The sequence below is a fragment of the Phenylobacterium sp. genome (genome assembly GCF_016124325.1).
GTDB lineage: Bacteria > Pseudomonadota > Alphaproteobacteria > Caulobacterales > Caulobacteraceae > Phenylobacterium.
This window is the reverse complement of record NZ_WGNY01000016.1, coordinates 39,527-55,845: the sequence shown is the minus strand read 5'-3', so window position 1 is coordinate 55,845 and position 16,319 is coordinate 39,527. Positions and strand designations below refer to the sequence as shown.

Here is a 16,319-nt window from a genome sequence, read left to right as displayed (position 1 = left end):
ATCTCGCGCTTGATGTCCGGCAAGCCCCGAGCCGACTGCGGCCAAGGCGTCCGACCGACCGAATCGCCGAGCCTGTTCCGCCTGTTCGAGGAGGCGATGATGGCGTTCGACAGCCCGCTGGCCGGAGATATCTGGAGCAGCAAGTACCGGTTCGTTCCGCCCGATGGCGAAGGCGATGGATCGATCGAAGCCACCTGGGATCGCGTCGCGGCCGCGCTCGCCCATGCCGAATCCTCAGAGTTGCGTCGCGCCGTCCAGGCCCGGTTCCGTGCAGCGCTGGAGGATTTCCGCTTCCTCCCCGCGGGCCGGATCCTGGCCGGAGCCGGCACGGCCCGCGCGGTGACGCTGTTCAACTGCTTCGTCATGGGCGCGATCCCCGACGACCTCGGCGCGATCTTCGATCACCTGCGGCAAGCGGCGGTCACCATGCAGCAGGGCGGCGGAGTCGGCATGGACTTCTCCTCCATCCGCCCCGCCGGGGCCCCCGTCCGAGGTGTCGGCGCCGACGCCTCCGGGCCCTTGAGCTTCATGGAAGTGTGGGACGCCATGTGCCGCACCATCCTGTCGGCCGGCCAGCGGCGCGGGGCGATGATGGGCTGCCTGCGCGTCGATCATCCCGACATCGAAGCGTTCATCGACGCCAAGCGCGACCCGATCCGCTTTCGCAATTTCAACCTGTCGGTGCTCGTGAGCGACGCGTTCATGGCCGCGCTCGAAGCTGACGCCGAGTGGCCGCTGACATTCAGCGGCGAAACCCACCGAACCGTGCGCGCGAGCGACCTTTGGAGCCGGCTGATGCAGGCGACCTACGATGCCGCCGAGCCGGGCGTCATCTTCATCGACCGTGTCAACGCGCAGAACAACCTGGGCTACTGCGAGACGATCCTGGCCAGCAACCCGTGCGGCGAGCAGATGCTGCCGCCCTACGGCGCCTGCCTCCTCGGTTCGATCAACCTCGCCCGGCTCGTTCGCGCCCCCTTCGCGGCCGACGCCGACGTCGATGAAACCCAACTCGCCGAGCTGACCCGCACCGCCGTGCGGATGCTGGACGACGTCATCGACGTGTCGCGCTTCCCGCTCGAAGCCCAGGCGGCGGAGGCCATTTCCAAGCGGCGGATCGGCCTGGGCGTCACCGGGCTGGCGGACACGCTGGTGTTCTGCGGCGCCGCCTACGGATCGGATCAGGCGGTCGCCCTCACGCGGCGTTGGCTGGGCGCGATCAAGCGCGAAGCCTATCGGGCCTCGGCGGAGCTGGCGGCGGAGAAGGGCCCCTTCCCGCTCTACGATGCCGCGATCCTGGACCGCCCCAACCTGCTCGCACTCGACGCCGAAACCCGCGCCCTCATCGCGCGGCACGGCCTGCGCAATGGTTGCCTCACCTCGATCGCACCGACCGGCACCACCTCGCTGCTGGCCGGCAACGTCTCGTCGGGCATCGAGCCGGTGTTCGCCTACGCCTATACGCGCAAGGTGCGCCAGCCGGACGGACAGATCCGCGAGGAGTGCGTCGAGGACTACGCGCTCGCCGTCTGGAAGCGCCTGAACGGCGACGCGCCGCCGCCGGCCGAGGTGTTCGTGAGCGCCCAGACGCTCGCGCCGGATGCGCATGTGCGCATGCAGGCGGCCGCCCAGGCCGAGATCGACAGCTCGATCTCGAAGACGGTGAACTGCCCGACCGACATCGGCTTCGAAGCCTTCGCCGACATCTACCGCCTCGGCTACCGAACGGGCTGCAAGGGCCTGACCACCTACCGGCCGAACGCCATCACGGGATCTGTGCTGTCGGCAGAGCCCACCGTGGTTGAGGCGGCGCCGGTCCAGAAGGCGCCGACGCTCACCCCGCGGCCGGAAGCCTTGTTGGGCGCGACCTACAAGCTCTCGTGGCCGGAGAGCGCGCATGCGGTCTACGTGACCCTGAACGACATCGTGGACGTCGAGGGTCGCAGGCCCTTCGAGATCTTCATCAACTCCAAGAATATGGAGCACTACGCCTGGACGCTGGGCCTGACGCGGATGATCTCGGCCGTCTTCCGGCGCGGCGGCGACGTCGGCTTCGTGGCCGAGGAACTGAAGGCGGTGTTCGATCCGCGCGGCGGCGCCTGGGTCGGGGGACGCTATGTGCCCTCGCTGCTCGCCGCGATCGGCGGGGTTATCGAGCGGCATCTTGGCGCATCGGCCGAAGACACGGCGATCGCCGATCCGCCGCCCGCCTGGCCCTTCGCGGCGGCCGCGTGCCCGCGCTGCGGCGGCTTCGGACTCGTCCGAAAGGAAGGCTGCGACACCTGCCTCGGCTGCGGCTACTCGAAATGCGGCTAGCGAACGCTTGACCCCCATCAAGGCGCATCTGCCGTCCCGGTGGTAGGGGAATGCCATGTCCACCGCCGCCGCGCGCCGCGCCTACACGGGCCCGACCGTTTTCAGCTTCGGCTTCCGCCCCTTCTTCCTGATGGGCGCGGCGTGGGCCGCCCTGGCCGTGCCGCTGTGGATCTGGAGCCTACAGTCGAGCCTCGCGGCGGGCGTGCACCGCGACTGGCACGTGCACGAGATGCTGTTCGGCTTCCTGGCGGCGGTCGTGGCGGGCTTTCTCACCACCGCGATCCCGAACTGGACCGGCCGAATGCCGGTGATCGGGGGACCACTGGCCGGGCTCGCCGGCCTCTGGCTCGCCGGACGCCTCGCCATGCTGTTCGCCTATCTGATCGGACCGATCGCGGCTGTGATCGACGCGGCGTTCCTGGTCGTCTTCGCCGGCGTGGTCTGGCGCGAGGTGCTGGCCGGCCGCAACTGGCGCAACCTGCCGGTTGCGGGGCTCGTCTCGCTGATGGCGTTGGGCAACATCGCCTTCCACATCGACAGCCGTCTGTGGAGCTCGGGCCTGGGCGAGCGGCTCGCCCTCGGCGCAGCGGCGGTCCTGATCGCGCTCATCGGCGGGCGCATCACGCCCAGCTTCACCCGCAACTGGATGCGCGCCCGCCGGCTGACGCCGGAACCGGCAACCGCGGGACGGCTGGACCAGGCCGCGCTCGGCCTCACAGGGCTCGCCGCCCTGCTCTGGGCGATGACGCCGGAAGTCCCGGCGACGGGCGCCGCGCTCCTCCTGGCGGGTTTGGCCAATGTCGCCCGTCTGGCGTCCTGGCGCGGCTGGGCGGCCCGGTCGGAGCCGCTCGTGTGGGTGCTTCACCTGGGCTACGCTTGGCTCGCCGTCGGCCTTGGGTTGCTCGGCGCGTCACGCCTCTGGTCCGAGATTCCGCGAACCGCGGGCGTGCACGCGCTGACGGCCGGCGCGGTCGGCGTGATGACGCTCGCGGTCATGACCCGCGCAACGCGCGGCCACACCGGACGCGTGCTGGCGGCGGGGGTCGGGACCACAGCCATCTACGTTCTGATCAACCTGGCGGCGCTCGTCCGCGTCGCCGCGCCGTTCGCCGGGACCTTCCAACCGGGCCTGCTGATCGTCTCCGCCGTCCTATGGTCGTCGGCCTTCGGCGGCTTCGTGATCGCCTATGCCCCGATGCTGACCCGGCCGCGCGCAACCGCTTGATCGCCGTCAAGGCCGGACCGCCGTCGTTGGTCTAGAAGCGCAAATGTGCGGACGTCTGGGCCGCACGTCGCTCCGAGCGTCAGGGCCTACCGCGCATCCGCGCCACGGCCGGGACGCCGCGCCGGACATCCGGCAAGGGCGCCGGGGGAAACGCCGCCGCCTCCCGTGCTTGGAAAGGAGCCAGCTTGGGCGTTCTCGTCGACGGCTTCGGCCGCCGTTTCCGCTATTTGCGCCTCTCGATCACCGAGGTGTGCAATTTCCGTTGCACCTATTGCCTGCCCGACGGCTATCGCAAGACCGGCGCGGAGAGCTTCCTGCCCCCGGACCAATGCGAACGGGTCGTGCGGGCCTTCGCCAGCCTCGGTGTCGGCAAGGTGCGTCTGACCGGCGGCGAGCCGAGCGTGCGTCGCGATCTTCCCGAGATCATCGCCCGGACCGCGGGCGTCCCAGGGGTCGAGAAGATCTGTCTGACGACCAACGGCTGGAACCTGGAGCGGCAGGCGGCTGCGTGGCGCGCAGCCGGGCTGACAAACCTCAACGTCAGCATCGACTCCCTCGACCCGGAGGGCTTCCGCCGGATCACCGGTCACGACCGGCTGGCGTCGATCGTCCGCGGGCTCGACGCGGCCGTCGCGCTGGGCGTGCCGAGCGTCAAGGTGAACGGCGTCCTCTTGCGCGGTGGCGTGGGCCGAGGCTTCGACGCCTTCGCCGAGTTCGTCCGCGATCGCCCGGTGGCGGTGCGCTTCATCGAACTGATGCGCACCAACGACACCACCGCCTTTTTCGCCGATCAGCACGTGCCGGGCTCGGTGCTCACGGCGTGGTTCGCGGAGCGGGGGTGGACGGCCCGGCCACGCGGCCTGGACGACGGGCCGGCCCAGGAGTTTAGCCATCCGGACTACGTGGGACGGATCGGCCTCATCGCCCCCTACGCGCCGGGCTTCTGCGATGGCTGCAATCGCCTGCGCGTCACCGCGCGCGGCCAGCTGCGGCTCTGCCTGTTCGGGGAGTTGGGCGTCGATCTACGCGACCTCCTGGAGGCGGACGAACCGGACGCCCTGCAGGCGCGCATCGTTCGGGCGCTCATCGGAAAGCCGGCCGGCCACCGTCTGCATGAGGCCAACAGCGGCGACACGCGGCAGCTGGCGCAGTTCGGCGGCTAGACAGAGCTGGTCAGGCCGCCTGCGTCCGGTCGCCGGCGACAGGCCAGCGCTCGCGCTGCGCCTTGCCCGTGGGGCCGCCCTTCACCGGCTGGTGATTGTCGATCATGGGCGTTGGTTTCGCGAGCCGCTCCAGCACCGCAGGACGACCGATTGTGACCTCCGCGCCTTTGGTCTCGACGCCATAGTCGGTAAGGGTCGCGAAGGCCCGCGACAGGTTCTCAGGCGTCATGCCGAGCAGCGAGGCCAGCACGCGCTTCTCGTGCGGGAGGGTGAAGGTGGGCTCGCCGCCCAACCGGACCTTCTGGGTGATCAGGTAGTTCGCGAGGCGCTCGATGCCGCCGCGCAGCTTCTGGTTCTTCAGCGTGCGGACCAGACCCCGGTAACAGCCGGACAACTCCTCGGCGACCGCGCAGGCGAAGCCCGCGTCGGCCTTCATGGCCCGCCGGATCGCTTCGCCCGACAGCATCAGGATGTCGGATCGCTCGAGCGTTCGCGCGGTCATCAGGCCGTCGGCGTCCAGGACGACGGCCGCCAGGATGAACGTGGAGACCGGCTTCAGGATCGACAGGGTGGTCTCCTTGTCGTTCCACGTCCCTTCAAGTTCGACGATGCCGTCGAGCAGAACGTAGAGGAAGTCGACCTGGTCGCCTTCGAGCAGCAGGGTGGTGCCGGGAGGAAAGCGCTGAAGGAAGGCGCCGGCAGTGACGTCTCGGAAGGTCGCGTCAGAACAATCCGAGAAGAGCGGCAGGGCTCTTACGCGGTCCAGATCCGCCGGTCGCATCGGCACGGTCGCAGGCCCTCCCACAGAATGTCCCGTGCAACAGGCGCCAAGTGACGGTCAGCTGCCTTGATCTTCGTCAATCCCGCCGCCACCGCGAGGGTTCGACGCTTGATGAACATCAAGCCATCAGTTGATGTAGGTTTAGATTTCAGTATTTCGCGTCCGCTGCGCTGGTTCGTCGCGCCAAAATCAGAAGCAGATCTAGCGAGTTCGCTTTTGCTTGATGTTGGTCAAGGCCAACTCAGCGCTGTTGCGGCACATCTTCGGGCCAATAGGGAGGCAAGCGGCCTCCCGCAATCGCTCGAGGGGCGCTGTGACCGACACCACCGTATCAGGCCAGCCTGGCGCCCGGGTGGCGCTCGGCATGAGCACGCTGCACTTCACAGCCTGCTTTGCCGTTTGGACGATATTTTCGATCATCGGCCTCCGCATCAAGACCGACCTCGGACTCACGGACGCCGAATTCGGCCTGCTGGCCGGCACCCCCATATTGACCGGCTCGCTCGCGCGCCTGCCGCTGGGAGTCTGGGCTGACCAGTTCGGCGGGCGCCGGGTCAATCTCGCGGCGACTCTCGTCGCCGCCGGTTCGGCCTTCCTGCTCTCGTACGGCCACAGCTATCTGCAGTTCCTTCTGGCGGCTTTGGGTCTCGGGCTGGCGGGCGCGACCTTCTCGGTCGGGGTCGGCTATGTCTCGAAGTTCTATCCGCCGAAACAACAGGGCACGGCGCTCGGCGTCTTCGGCGCCGGCAACCTCGGCGCTGCGCTGACCAACCTCGCGGCGCCGCTCGTCTTGCTGGCGATGGGATGGCAGGCCGTCGCCCAGATCTGGGCGGCGACGCTCGCCATCGTGGCCGTGCTAGTCTTTTTCGTCACCAGGGACGAGCCGGAACTGGCGCGCCGCCGAGCGCTCAAGCAGAAGCCGCGCTCGATGCTGGAACAGCTCGCGCCCCTGCGCAGGCTGCAGGTCTGGCGCTTCGCCCTCTATTACTTCTTCGTCTTTGGCGCGTCGGTGGCGCTGGCCCTGTGGCTGCCGCGCTACCTGATCGGCGTCTACAAACTGGACATCCGGACCGCCGGCATGATGGCGGCCGCCTTTTCGACGCCGGCTGCCCTCTTCCGGATTTTCGGCGGCTGGCTGTCCGACCGCATCGGGGCGCGCACGGTCATGTACCTGACCTTCGGCGTGAGCTTGGCCGCCGCCTTCGTGCTCTCCTATCCGGCCACGACCTATGTCGTCGACGGCATCGACGGTCCAATCCAGTTTCGTGTCGCGACAGCCCTGCCCGTGTTCACGGTCCTCATCTTCACGCTCGGCTTCTTCATGGCGCTGGGCATGGCGGCGGTGTTCAAGCACATCCCGGTCTACTACCCCGAACACATCGGCGCCGTCGGCGGAGTGGTCGGCATGATCGGCGGCCTGGGCGGTTTCGTCCTGCCGATCGCGTTCGGCGCGCTCAACGACCTAACCCACGTGTGGACCAGCTGTTTCATGCTGCTGTTCATCCTGGTGGGAACGGCGCTCGCCTGGATGCATGTTGCGGTCCTGCGCATGGAACGCGAGCACGCCCCCACGCTCGCCGAATTGCCCCAGCTTCCGGAAATGGCGCAGCTCCACTTCGAGGATCCGCACCGCCCCGCCGGAGTGAAGGCGGCCGCCGAATGAGAGGCGGCGCCCACAAGACAACCAGCCGAGGCGCTTTCGTTGGCGACACCCGGCTCGCGCGCGCCCCGGCGCGCCTTTGATCAAGGTTCCCGCAGAATGAGCAACACCCTCGACCGCCTGGCGTTCTTCACGCGCAAGACTGAGCTTTTCTCCGACGGCCACGGCGTCATGAACGACGAGGACCGGGCCTGGGAGGAGGCGTACCGGTCGCGCTGGCGCCACGACAAGATCGTCCGTTCCACCCACGGCGTGAACTGCACGGGCTCGTGCTCCTGGAAGATCTACGTCAAGGGCGGGATCGTCACCTGGGAGACTCAGCAGACCGACTATCCGCGGACGCGTCCGGAGCTGCCCAATCACGAGCCGCGCGGCTGCGCGCGGGGCGCCAGCTACAGCTGGTATCTCTACTCGGCCAATCGGGTGAAGTATCCGCTGGTGCGCTCGCGGCTGCTCAAGCTGTGGCGCGAGGCGCGGGCGACGATGGCGCCGGTCGCCGCCTGGGCCTCGATCCAGAACAACTCCGCGAAGCGCAAGAGCTACACGTCCATGCGCGGATCCGGCGGCTTCGTGCGCGCCACCTGGGACGAGGTCACCGAGATCGTGGCCGCCGCCAACGCCCACACGGTCAAGCAGTGGGGCCCGGACCGGGTGTTCGGCTTCTCGCCGATCCCGGCCATGTCGATGGTCTCCTACGCGGCCGGGGCGCGCTATCTGCAGCTCCTGGGCGGCGTCTGCGGCTCGTTCTACGACTGGTATTGCGACCTGCCGCCGTCGTCCCCGCAGACCTGGGGCGAGCAGACCGACGTCGCCGAAAGCGCCGACTGGTACAACTCCGGCTTCCTGATGCTGTGGGGCTCGAACGTCCCGCAGACGCGGACGCCCGACGCGCACTTCTACACCGAGGCCCGCTACCGCGGCGCCAAGTCGGTGGTGATCTGCCCCGACTATTCCGAGGCCTCGAAGTTCTCCGACCTGTGGCTGCCGGTGAAGCAGGGCACGGACGCGGCGCTGGCCATGGCGTTCGGCCACGTGATCCTCAAGGAGTTCCACGTCGACCGGCAGGTCCCGTATTTCCGCGACTACATCCGCAGGTACTCCGACCTGCCCATGCTCGTGCGCCTGGTTCCCCAGGACGGCGGCTATGTGTCCGAGCGTCTGCTGCGCGCCGCCGACTTCGACGGCGCCCTCGACCAGACCAACAACCCGGAATGGAAGACCGTCGCCATCGACGAGGTCACTGGGCAGGTGGTGGTCCCCAACGGCTCGATCGGCTTCCGCTGGGGCGAGGATGGCAAGTGGAACCTCGAGGAGAAGGACGCCGGCGGCGCCGACACCGTGCTGCGGCTGGGCCTGAAAGGCGCTCATGACGAGGTGGTGGGCGTCCGCTTCCCCTACTTCGCCAACACGGCCTCCAACGGCTTCGCCTCCACCGAGCACCCCGACATCCTGGTTCGCAACGTGCCGGTGAAGCGGATGCAGCTGAAGGACGGCGAGGCGCTGGTCGCCAGCGTCTACGACCTGTTCCTCGCCAACTACGGGGTCGACCAGGGCTTCGGCGGCGAGCACATGCCGACGAGCTACGAAAGCCTGGAGCCCTACTCGCCCGGCTGGGCCGAGGCGATCACGACCGTCCCGGCCGAGCAGATCATCGCCGTGGCCCGCGGCTTCGCCACCAACGCCGAGAAGACCAACGGCAGGTCGATGGTGATCATCGGCGCGGCGATGAACCACTGGTTCCATATGGACATGAACTACCGCGGCGTCATCAACATGCTGGTGATGTGCGGTTGCGTGGGCCAGTCGGGCGGCGGCTGGAGCCACTACGTCGGCCAGGAGAAGCTGCGGCCGCAGACCGGCTGGGCGCCCCTGGCCTTCGCGACCGACTGGATCCGCCCGCCGCGGCAGCAGAATTCCACGTCGTTCTTCTACGCCCACACCGACCAGTACCGGTATGAGACCGTCAGCGCGTCCGAGATCCTGTCTCCGACGGCGCCGGACGGCCCCTGGAACGCCTCGCTGATCGACTTCAACGTCCGCGCCGAACGGATGGGCTGGCTGCCGTCGGCTCCCTCGCTCAAGACCAATCCGCTGGAGGTCGCCCGCGCCGCCGACGCGGCCGGGGTCGATCCCAAGGTCTACGCGGTGCGCGAGCTGAAGGCCCGCAACATCGAGCTTTCATGCCACGACCCCGACGACCCAGCCAACTGGCCGCGCAACATGTTCGTCTGGCGCTCGAACCTGCTGGGCTCGTCCGGCAAGGGCCATGAGTATTTCCTGAAGCACCTCCTGGGCGCAGCCCACGGCGTCCAGGGTAAGGACCTGGGCCAGACCGGCCGGCAGAAGCCGATGGACGTCGCCTGGCATGACGAGGCCCCCGAAGGGAAGCTCGACCTTCTGGTCACCCTCGACTTCCGGATGTCCACCACGGCCGTCTACTCGGACATCGTGCTTCCGACCGCCACCTGGTACGAGAAGAACGACCTCAACACCTCCGACATGCACCCCTTCATCCACCCGCTGAGCGCGGCCGTGGACCCGGCGTGGGAGTCGAAGTCGGACTGGGAGATCTTCAAGGCGATCGCCCGGAAGTTCTCCGAGGTCGCGCCCGAAGTCCTGGGCGTCGAGAAGGACGTCGTCCTCACCCCGATCCAGCACGACAGCGCCGCGGAGATGGCCCAGCCCTTCGACGTCAAGGACTGGTACCTCGGCGAATGCGAACCGATCCCCGGCAAGACCATGCCGCAGATCACCGTGGTCGAGCGCGACTACCCCAACCTCTACAAGCAGTTCACCTCTCTGGGCCCGCTGATGTCCAAGGCCGGCAACGGCGGCAAGGGCATGACGTGGAACACCGAGCATGAGGTCGGCCTGCTGGGCGAGCTCAACGGCCATGTCATGGAGGCCGGCGTCAGCGAGGGCCTGCCGCGCATCGAAAGCGACATCGACGCCTGCGAGACGATCCTCATGCTGGCGCCGGAGACCAACGGGGAGGTCGCCGTCAAGGCGTGGGAGGCGCTTGGCAAGCAGACCGGCCGCGAGCACGCGCACCTGGCGCTCCCGAAGGAAGACGAGAAGATCCGCTACCGCGACCTGGTCGCCCAGCCGCGCAAGATCATCTCCTCGCCGATCTGGTCAGGGCTGGAAAGCGAGAAGGTCTGCTACAACGCCGGCTACACGAACGTCCACGAGCTGATCCCGTGGCGGACTCTGACGGGCCGTCAGCAGCTCTACCAAGACCACCTGTGGATGCGGGCGTTCGGCGAGGCGCTGTGCGTGTACCGCCCGCCCGTCGACCTCAAGACCACCTGGGTGAAGGGCAAGACGCCAAACGGCGAGACCGAGATCGTCCTCAATTTCATCACCCCGCACCAGAAATGGGGCATCCACTCCACCTATTCCGACAACCTGCTGATGCTGACGCTGAACCGCGGCGGGCCGGTGGTCTGGATGTCGGAGGTGGACGCCCGCAACGCCGGGATCGAGGACAACGACTGGATCGAGGTCTTCAACGCCAACGGTGCGCTGACGGCGCGCGCGGTGGTCTCCCAGCGCATCCGTGAAGGCACGACCTTCATGTACCACGCGCAGGAGAAGATCATGAACACGCCGGGCTCGCAGGTCACCGGCCTGCGCGGCGGCATCCACAACTCCTGCACCCGCACCGTGCCCAAGCCGACCCACATGATCGGCGGCTACGCCCAGCTCGCCTACGGCTTCAACTACTACGGGACCGTGGGCGCGAACCGGGACGAGTTCGTCGTCGTCCGCAAGATGAACAAGGTCGATTGGCTGGAAGAGCCCAAGTCGGCCGTGGAGCCCCGCCAATGAAAGTCCGCGCCCAGATCGGCATGGTGCTGAACCTCGACAAGTGCATCGGGTGTCATACCTGCTCCGTCACCTGCAAGAACGTCTGGACCAACCGGCAAGGCGTCGAATACGCCTGGTTCAACAACGTCGAGACCAAGCCCGGCGTCGGCTATCCCAAGGACTGGGAGAACCAGAAGCGCTGGAACGGCGGCTGGATCCGCAAGGCCAACGGCCGGATCGAGCCGAAGATGGGAGCCAAGTGGCGGATTCTGGCGAAGATCTTCGCCAACCCCGACCTGCCCGAGATCGACGACTACTACGAACCCTTCGACTTCGACTACGGCCACCTGCAGACGGCGCCGGAGATGAAGGCGTTCCCGACCGCGCGGCCGCGTTCGAAGATCACCGGCGAGCGGATGGAGAAGATCGAATGGGGCCCCAACTGGGAGGAGATCCTGGGCGGTGAGTTCAAGAAGCGCTCGGCCGACTACAACTTCGAAGGGGTCGAGAAGGAGATCTACGGCCAGTTCGAACAGACCTTCATGATGTACCTGCCGAGGCTGTGCGAGCACTGCCTCAACCCCGCCTGCGTCGCCGCCTGCCCGTCGGGCGCGATCTACAAGCGCGAGGAGGACGGCATTGTCCTGATCGACCAGGACAAGTGCCGCGGCTGGCGGATGTGCGTCTCGGCCTGCCCGTACAAGAAAATCTACTACAACTGGGAGAGCGGTAAGTCCGAGAAGTGCACCTTCTGCTTCCCGCGCATCGAGGTGGGCCAGCCGACGGTCTGTTCCGAGACCTGCGTGGGCCGCATCCGCTATCTCGGCGTCCTGCTCTATGACGCCGACCGTATCGAGGCCGCCGCCGCCGAGCCGGACGAGAAGGACCTCTACCAGGCCCAGCTCGACGTCTTCCTGGATCCCGTCGACCCGAAGGTGATCGACCAGGCGCGCCGCGACGGGGTCCCGGAGGCCTGGCTGGAGGCCGCCCGCCGCAGCCCGGTCTACAAGATGGCCATCGACTGGAAGGTCGCCTTCCCGCTGCACCCGGAATACCGGACCCTGCCGATGGTCTGGTACGTCCCGCCACTGTCGCCGATCCAGTCGGCCGCTTCGGCCGGGGCGCTGGAGATGGACGGCGAGATGCCGGATGTGCGCAGCCTTCGCATCCCGGTCCGCTACCTCGCCAACCTGCTTACAGCGGGCAACGAGCCGCCCGTCGTCCAGGCGCTGGAGCGGATGCTGGCCATGCGCAGCTACATGCGCGCCAAGACCGTCGACGGCCGCATCGATCACGCCATCGCCGAGCGGGTCGGCCTGACCGCCGCCCACATCGACGAGATGTACCGCTACATGGCGATCGCCAATTACGAGGACCGCTTCGTCATCCCCACGACGCACCGCGAGGCGGTCGAGGACGCCTACGACCTGAAGGGCTCCTGCGGCTTCACCTTCGGCAACGGCTGCTCGGGCGGCCGCACGGAACTGGGCCTGTTCGGCCCCAAGAAGCGCTCGCGCGCGCCCACCACGGCGGAGGTCGAATAGATGTCCCTCACCTATCGGGCCCTGGCCCTCCTGCTCAGCTATCCGACGGAGGCCGGACGCGCCCTGCTCCCGGCCGCGTCGGAGGTCGTGTCCGCCGACCTGCGGATTCCCGGGCCGATCCGCCGCGCTCTGGTCCGCCTGTGTGCGGACCTCGCAGGCGCCGACCTCTACGAGGCCCAGGAGCGCTACGTCTGGCTCTTCGACCGGACGCGCTCGCTCTCGCTCAACCTCTATGAACACGTCCATGGCGAGAGCCGCGACCGCGGCCAGGCGATGGTGGCGCTGCTGGAGCTCTATCGCGCCAAGGGCCTCGAACTCTCGGCCAATGAGCTGCCGGATCACCTGCCGGTGTTCCTGGAGTTCCTCTCGACCCTCCCCGATGACGAGGCCGCCTCGCTGCTGGGCGAGGGCGCGCACGTCCTGCACGCCCTGGGGGAGCGGCTGCACAAGCGCCAGAGCCCCTATCGCGCGGTGTTCGGCGCCCTGGCCGCGCTCTCGGCCGACGGGGCCGACGCCGAGGCGCTGACGGCGTTGATGGCCGAACCCGACGACAATCCCGACGACCTCGAGGCCATGGACAAGCTCTGGGCCGAGACCGCCGTCACCTTCGGGCCTTCCGAGGTCGGCTGCCCCAAGGCCGACGCGCTTGTGAAGGCGATGCAGACCGCCCCCGCGCCCCGGCGCGTGCGCCCGGCGGCTTGAGGATACGCAAATGGACCTCAACCAGATCCTCTTCGGCGTCTATCCCTACATCGCGCTCTCCGTGCTGGTGATCGGCTCGATCGTGCGGTTCGACCGCGAGCCCTACACCTGGCGCACGGGCTCTTCGCAGCTCCTGAGGCGGCGCCAGCTGGTGACCGGCTCGGTGCTCTTCCACCTCGGCGTGCTGATGATCTTCGGCGGCCATTTCGTGGGCCTGCTCACCCCTGTCTGGATATGGGATACGCTCGGCGTCGCCCACTCGGCCAAGCAGATGCTGGCCATGGTCGCCGGCGGCGTCGCGGGCCTGATGGCGCTCGCCGGCGGCGGCCTGCTGCTGCACCGCCGCCTCTTCGACCCGCGGATCCGCAAGACGTCCAGCTTCGGCGACACCGCGATCCTCATCGTCCTGATGCTGCAGTTGCTCCTGGGTCTCTCCACCATTCCGGTCTCGTTCCAGCACCGCGACGGGAGCGAGATGCTGAAGTTCATGAGCTGGGCGCAGGGGGTCTTCACCTTCCGGCCCCACGTGGCCGACTTCGTCGCCGACGTCCAATGGGTGTTCAAGGCGCACCTGGCCCTGGGCATGACCATTCTCTTGGTCTTCCCGTTCACCCGCCTCGTGCACATGCTTTCGGCGCCGGTCTGGTACCTCAACCGCCGGGGCTGGCAGCTGGTGCGCACCAAACGCGCCCTTCCCCGCCGGCCCGAGGCCCTCGCGCCCACCTACGCCGAGCAGCAGGCCGCGATGCGCGCCGCCACACGCCAGGCGGAGGCCGCGGAATGAGCGCCCGCGCTATCGTCATCGACGGGGTCGAGATCCCCGAGACCCTGCTCGCGCAGGAGGTCCAGAACCACCCCGGCGCCTCGGCCGCCGAGGCGCGTCACGCTGCCGGCCATGCGCTGGCCATCCGCGCCCTGCTGCTCAACCGCGCCCTGGAGCTGGGCCTCGACGCACAGCCCGAGCGCGACGAGCAAGGCCGCGAGGAAACGCCTGAGGAAGCCCTGGTTCGCGCCGTCCTCGACCATGAGGTCGAGATCGCGCCGCCCACCCAGGCCGAATGCCTGCGGGTCTACGCCGCGAACCCGGCGCGCTTCCGGGCGCCCGCGCTCAAGGAAGCCGCGCACATCCTCATCGAGCCCGCCGACGCGACGTCCGCAGCCGACGCCGCGGCGCGCGAGCGGGCCGAGCGCGCCATCGCCGCGCTACAGGCCGGCGTCTGCACCTTCGCCGAGCTGGCGCGCGACCTCTCCGACTGCCCGTCAGCCGAAGTGGGCGGTTCCCTAGGCCAGCTTCGCCCCGGCGATCTCGTCCCCGAGGTGGAAGACGTGCTCGACGCCCTGCAGCCGGGAGATATCGCGATCGATCCGGTGCGCTCGCGCTTCGGCTGGCATGTGCTGAAGCTGGCGCGTCGCATCGACGGACAGGACCTGCCTTTCGAATTCGTCGAGGACCGGATCCGCCTGGGCCTCGAGGCCCGCGCATGGACGGCGGCGGCGACCCGCTATGTTGCGGACCTCGCCGCGGACGCCCGCAGCCGTGGCGTCGCGCTCAGCCTGACCGCCGATGGCGGCGTGCGCGACGGGTCTGCGACGCTTGGCGACTTCCTGGGCGACGGCCAGGCGGGCGAGCGTCTCCTGTCCTGGCTCCAAGCCACCGACGCCGACCTGGCGCGGCGGCTCTCCGAGGCGGCGGACGCCGTCGGCGACGCGCCGGCCGACTTCGCGCGCCAGGCGATGGCCGCGTTCGTCGCCGAAGCCGACGACGAGCGCTGGACCAACCTGATCTCGGCGGCGCGCGACGCGGCGGACCCGGCCGTGGCCTGCCTCGCCGCCGTGCTGCGCTCCAAGCTTGTCCCCGCCAAACAGACCTTCACGGTCATTCGTAGAGTCGCGTCGTGATCCGCTTCCGTTCATGCCTGGCCGCGAGCATCGGCCTCACCGCCCTAGCCGCGCCGGCCCTCGCGCTCGCCGATACCCCGCCCGGCAAGCTCATTCTCCACATGCGGCTGCGAAACGAAACGGTCGACCAGGACGGGTTCGGCAAGGACGCCGAGGCCCTGACCCTGCGCACCCGCTTCGGCTACGAGACGCCCGCCTGGAAAGGCTTCAAGGCCCTGGTCGAGGGTGAGAACGTCACCGCCCTGGCCGAAGACTACAACAGCACCACCAACGGCAAGACGCGCTATCCGGTGGTGAGCGATCCCGAAGGCACGGAGCTCAACCGCGCCCAGGTCTCGTGGAGCGGGGCGCAGGGCGACGCGGTGGTCGGCCGCCAGCGGCTGATCCTTGGCAACGCCCGCTTCGTCGGCAATGTCGGCTTCCGGCAGAACGAGCAGACCTTCGATGCGGCCAAGGCGTCCTTCAAGGCGACCAAGGATCTCACGTTCACCTACGCCTACATCGACAAGGCGCACCGCATTTTCGGCCGCCACAGCGCCCAGGGCGAGTGGAACAGCGACAGCCACATCCTGCAGGTCGACGCCAAGACCGCCTGGTGCCAGCTGACCGGCTACGGCTACCTGCTCGCCTTCAAGAACGCCGCCGCGCAATCGAACGCCACCTGGGGCGCTCGCTTCGCCGGCGCGCACCCGCTGCGCAACAAGCTGGCGCTGACATATGCGGCCGAGTTCGCGCACCAGACGGACTACAGGAACAGCCCGACCAGCTTCTCGCTCGACTATCTGGACCTCGGGCTGGGGGTGAGAGGACCGGCCGCCTGGGCCTCGGTCGGGCTGGAACGGCTCGACGGCGACGGGCGCCGTGGATTTGCAACACCGCTCGCTACCTTGCACGCGTTCCAGGGTTGGGCCGACGTCTTCCTCGTCACGCCACCAGCCGGAGTCCGGGACCTGAACCTGCGCGCCGGGGGCGTGGTCAAGGTGGGACCCAGGAACACCCCCGTCAAACTGCAGGCGGCCGCGCACGAGTTCACGGACGACGACGGATCGCGCCGCTACGGCCGCGAACTCGACCTCCTGGCCGGCGCTCCGATCACGTCGGAGCTCTCCGCTGAGGTGAAGGCGGCCATCTTCGACGGCGCGCAGCCTGGCTTCGCCGACCGCACGAAACTCTGGCTCACGCTCGAGTACCGGTACTAACCGCCGCCCGAAGGAGGCCG

General features: G+C 68.4%; 11 protein-coding genes and 1 riboswitch. Of the genes, 10 read left to right on the top strand and 1 reads right to left on the bottom strand.

All coding sequences use genetic code 11. From position 1 onward, the window contains the following. Positions 1-12 precede the first annotated feature (12 nt). From GC203_RS08880 to moaA, 3 genes are all read left to right on the top strand, one after another. The gene (locus tag GC203_RS08880; RefSeq protein WP_293453435.1) at positions 13-2,316 is read left to right on the top strand and encodes an adenosylcobalamin-dependent ribonucleoside-diphosphate reductase; all 2,304 of its coding nucleotides are present in this window, start codon (positions 13-15) and stop codon (positions 2,314-2,316) included. 55 nt (positions 2,317-2,371) lie between these two features. Then, complete coding sequence (locus tag GC203_RS08875; RefSeq protein ID WP_293453433.1) at positions 2,372-3,541, top strand: NnrS family protein; 1,170 nt, start codon at positions 2,372-2,374, stop codon at positions 3,539-3,541. Positions 3,542-3,599: 58 nt separating this feature from the next. After that, a riboswitch (molybdenum cofactor riboswitch) is annotated at positions 3,600-3,737 on the top strand. Then, the gene (gene moaA, locus GC203_RS08870) at positions 3,727-4,704 is read left to right on the top strand and encodes a GTP 3',8-cyclase MoaA (RefSeq protein WP_293453431.1); all 978 of its coding nucleotides are present in this window, start codon (positions 3,727-3,729) and stop codon (positions 4,702-4,704) included. (Overlaps the previous riboswitch by 11 nt.) 10 nt (positions 4,705-4,714) lie before the next feature. On the opposite strand, the gene GC203_RS08865 is transcribed toward moaA, so the two are convergent. After that, positions 4,715-5,485, bottom strand: coding sequence for a cyclic nucleotide-binding domain-containing protein (locus tag GC203_RS08865; RefSeq protein WP_293453429.1), 771 nt, complete (start codon positions 5,483-5,485; stop codon positions 4,715-4,717). A gap of 313 nt (positions 5,486-5,798) precedes the next feature. On the opposite strand from GC203_RS08865, the gene GC203_RS08860 reads away from it, so the two are divergent. The 7 genes from GC203_RS08860 (at position 5,799) to GC203_RS08830 (ending at position 16,299) form a co-directional block, all read left to right on the top strand. After that, the gene (locus GC203_RS08860; protein ID WP_293453427.1) at positions 5,799-7,148 is read left to right on the top strand and encodes a nitrate/nitrite transporter; all 1,350 of its coding nucleotides are present in this window, start codon (positions 5,799-5,801) and stop codon (positions 7,146-7,148) included. A gap of 96 nt (positions 7,149-7,244) precedes the next feature. Then, positions 7,245-10,976: a nitrate reductase subunit alpha gene (locus tag GC203_RS08855; RefSeq protein ID WP_293453425.1), complete on the top strand. Its 3,732-nt coding sequence runs from the start codon at positions 7,245-7,247 to the stop codon at positions 10,974-10,976. Beyond that, positions 10,973-12,499, top strand: a complete 1,527-nt coding sequence (gene narH, locus GC203_RS08850; protein WP_293453423.1) for a nitrate reductase subunit beta — start codon at positions 10,973-10,975, stop codon at positions 12,497-12,499. Before GC203_RS08855 ends, narH begins: the two co-directional genes overlap by 4 nt. After that, the gene (narJ, locus tag GC203_RS08845; RefSeq protein WP_293453421.1) at positions 12,500-13,201 is read left to right on the top strand and encodes a nitrate reductase molybdenum cofactor assembly chaperone; all 702 of its coding nucleotides are present in this window, start codon (positions 12,500-12,502) and stop codon (positions 13,199-13,201) included. A gap of 10 nt (positions 13,202-13,211) precedes the next feature. Beyond that, a complete protein-coding gene (narI, locus tag GC203_RS08840; RefSeq protein ID WP_293453419.1) occupies positions 13,212-13,985 on the top strand; it encodes a respiratory nitrate reductase subunit gamma in 774 nt (257 codons plus the stop codon). Next, positions 13,982-15,100, top strand: a complete 1,119-nt coding sequence (locus GC203_RS08835) for a peptidylprolyl isomerase (RefSeq protein ID WP_293453417.1) — start codon at positions 13,982-13,984, stop codon at positions 15,098-15,100. The genes narI and GC203_RS08835 overlap by 4 nt, the downstream gene beginning before the upstream one ends. Next, positions 15,097-16,299 (top strand): hypothetical protein, encoded by a 1,203-nt coding sequence (locus tag GC203_RS08830; RefSeq protein ID WP_293453415.1) that lies wholly within the window; start codon positions 15,097-15,099, stop codon positions 16,297-16,299. Before GC203_RS08835 ends, GC203_RS08830 begins: the two co-directional genes overlap by 4 nt. Positions 16,300-16,319: the final 20 nt, after the last annotated feature.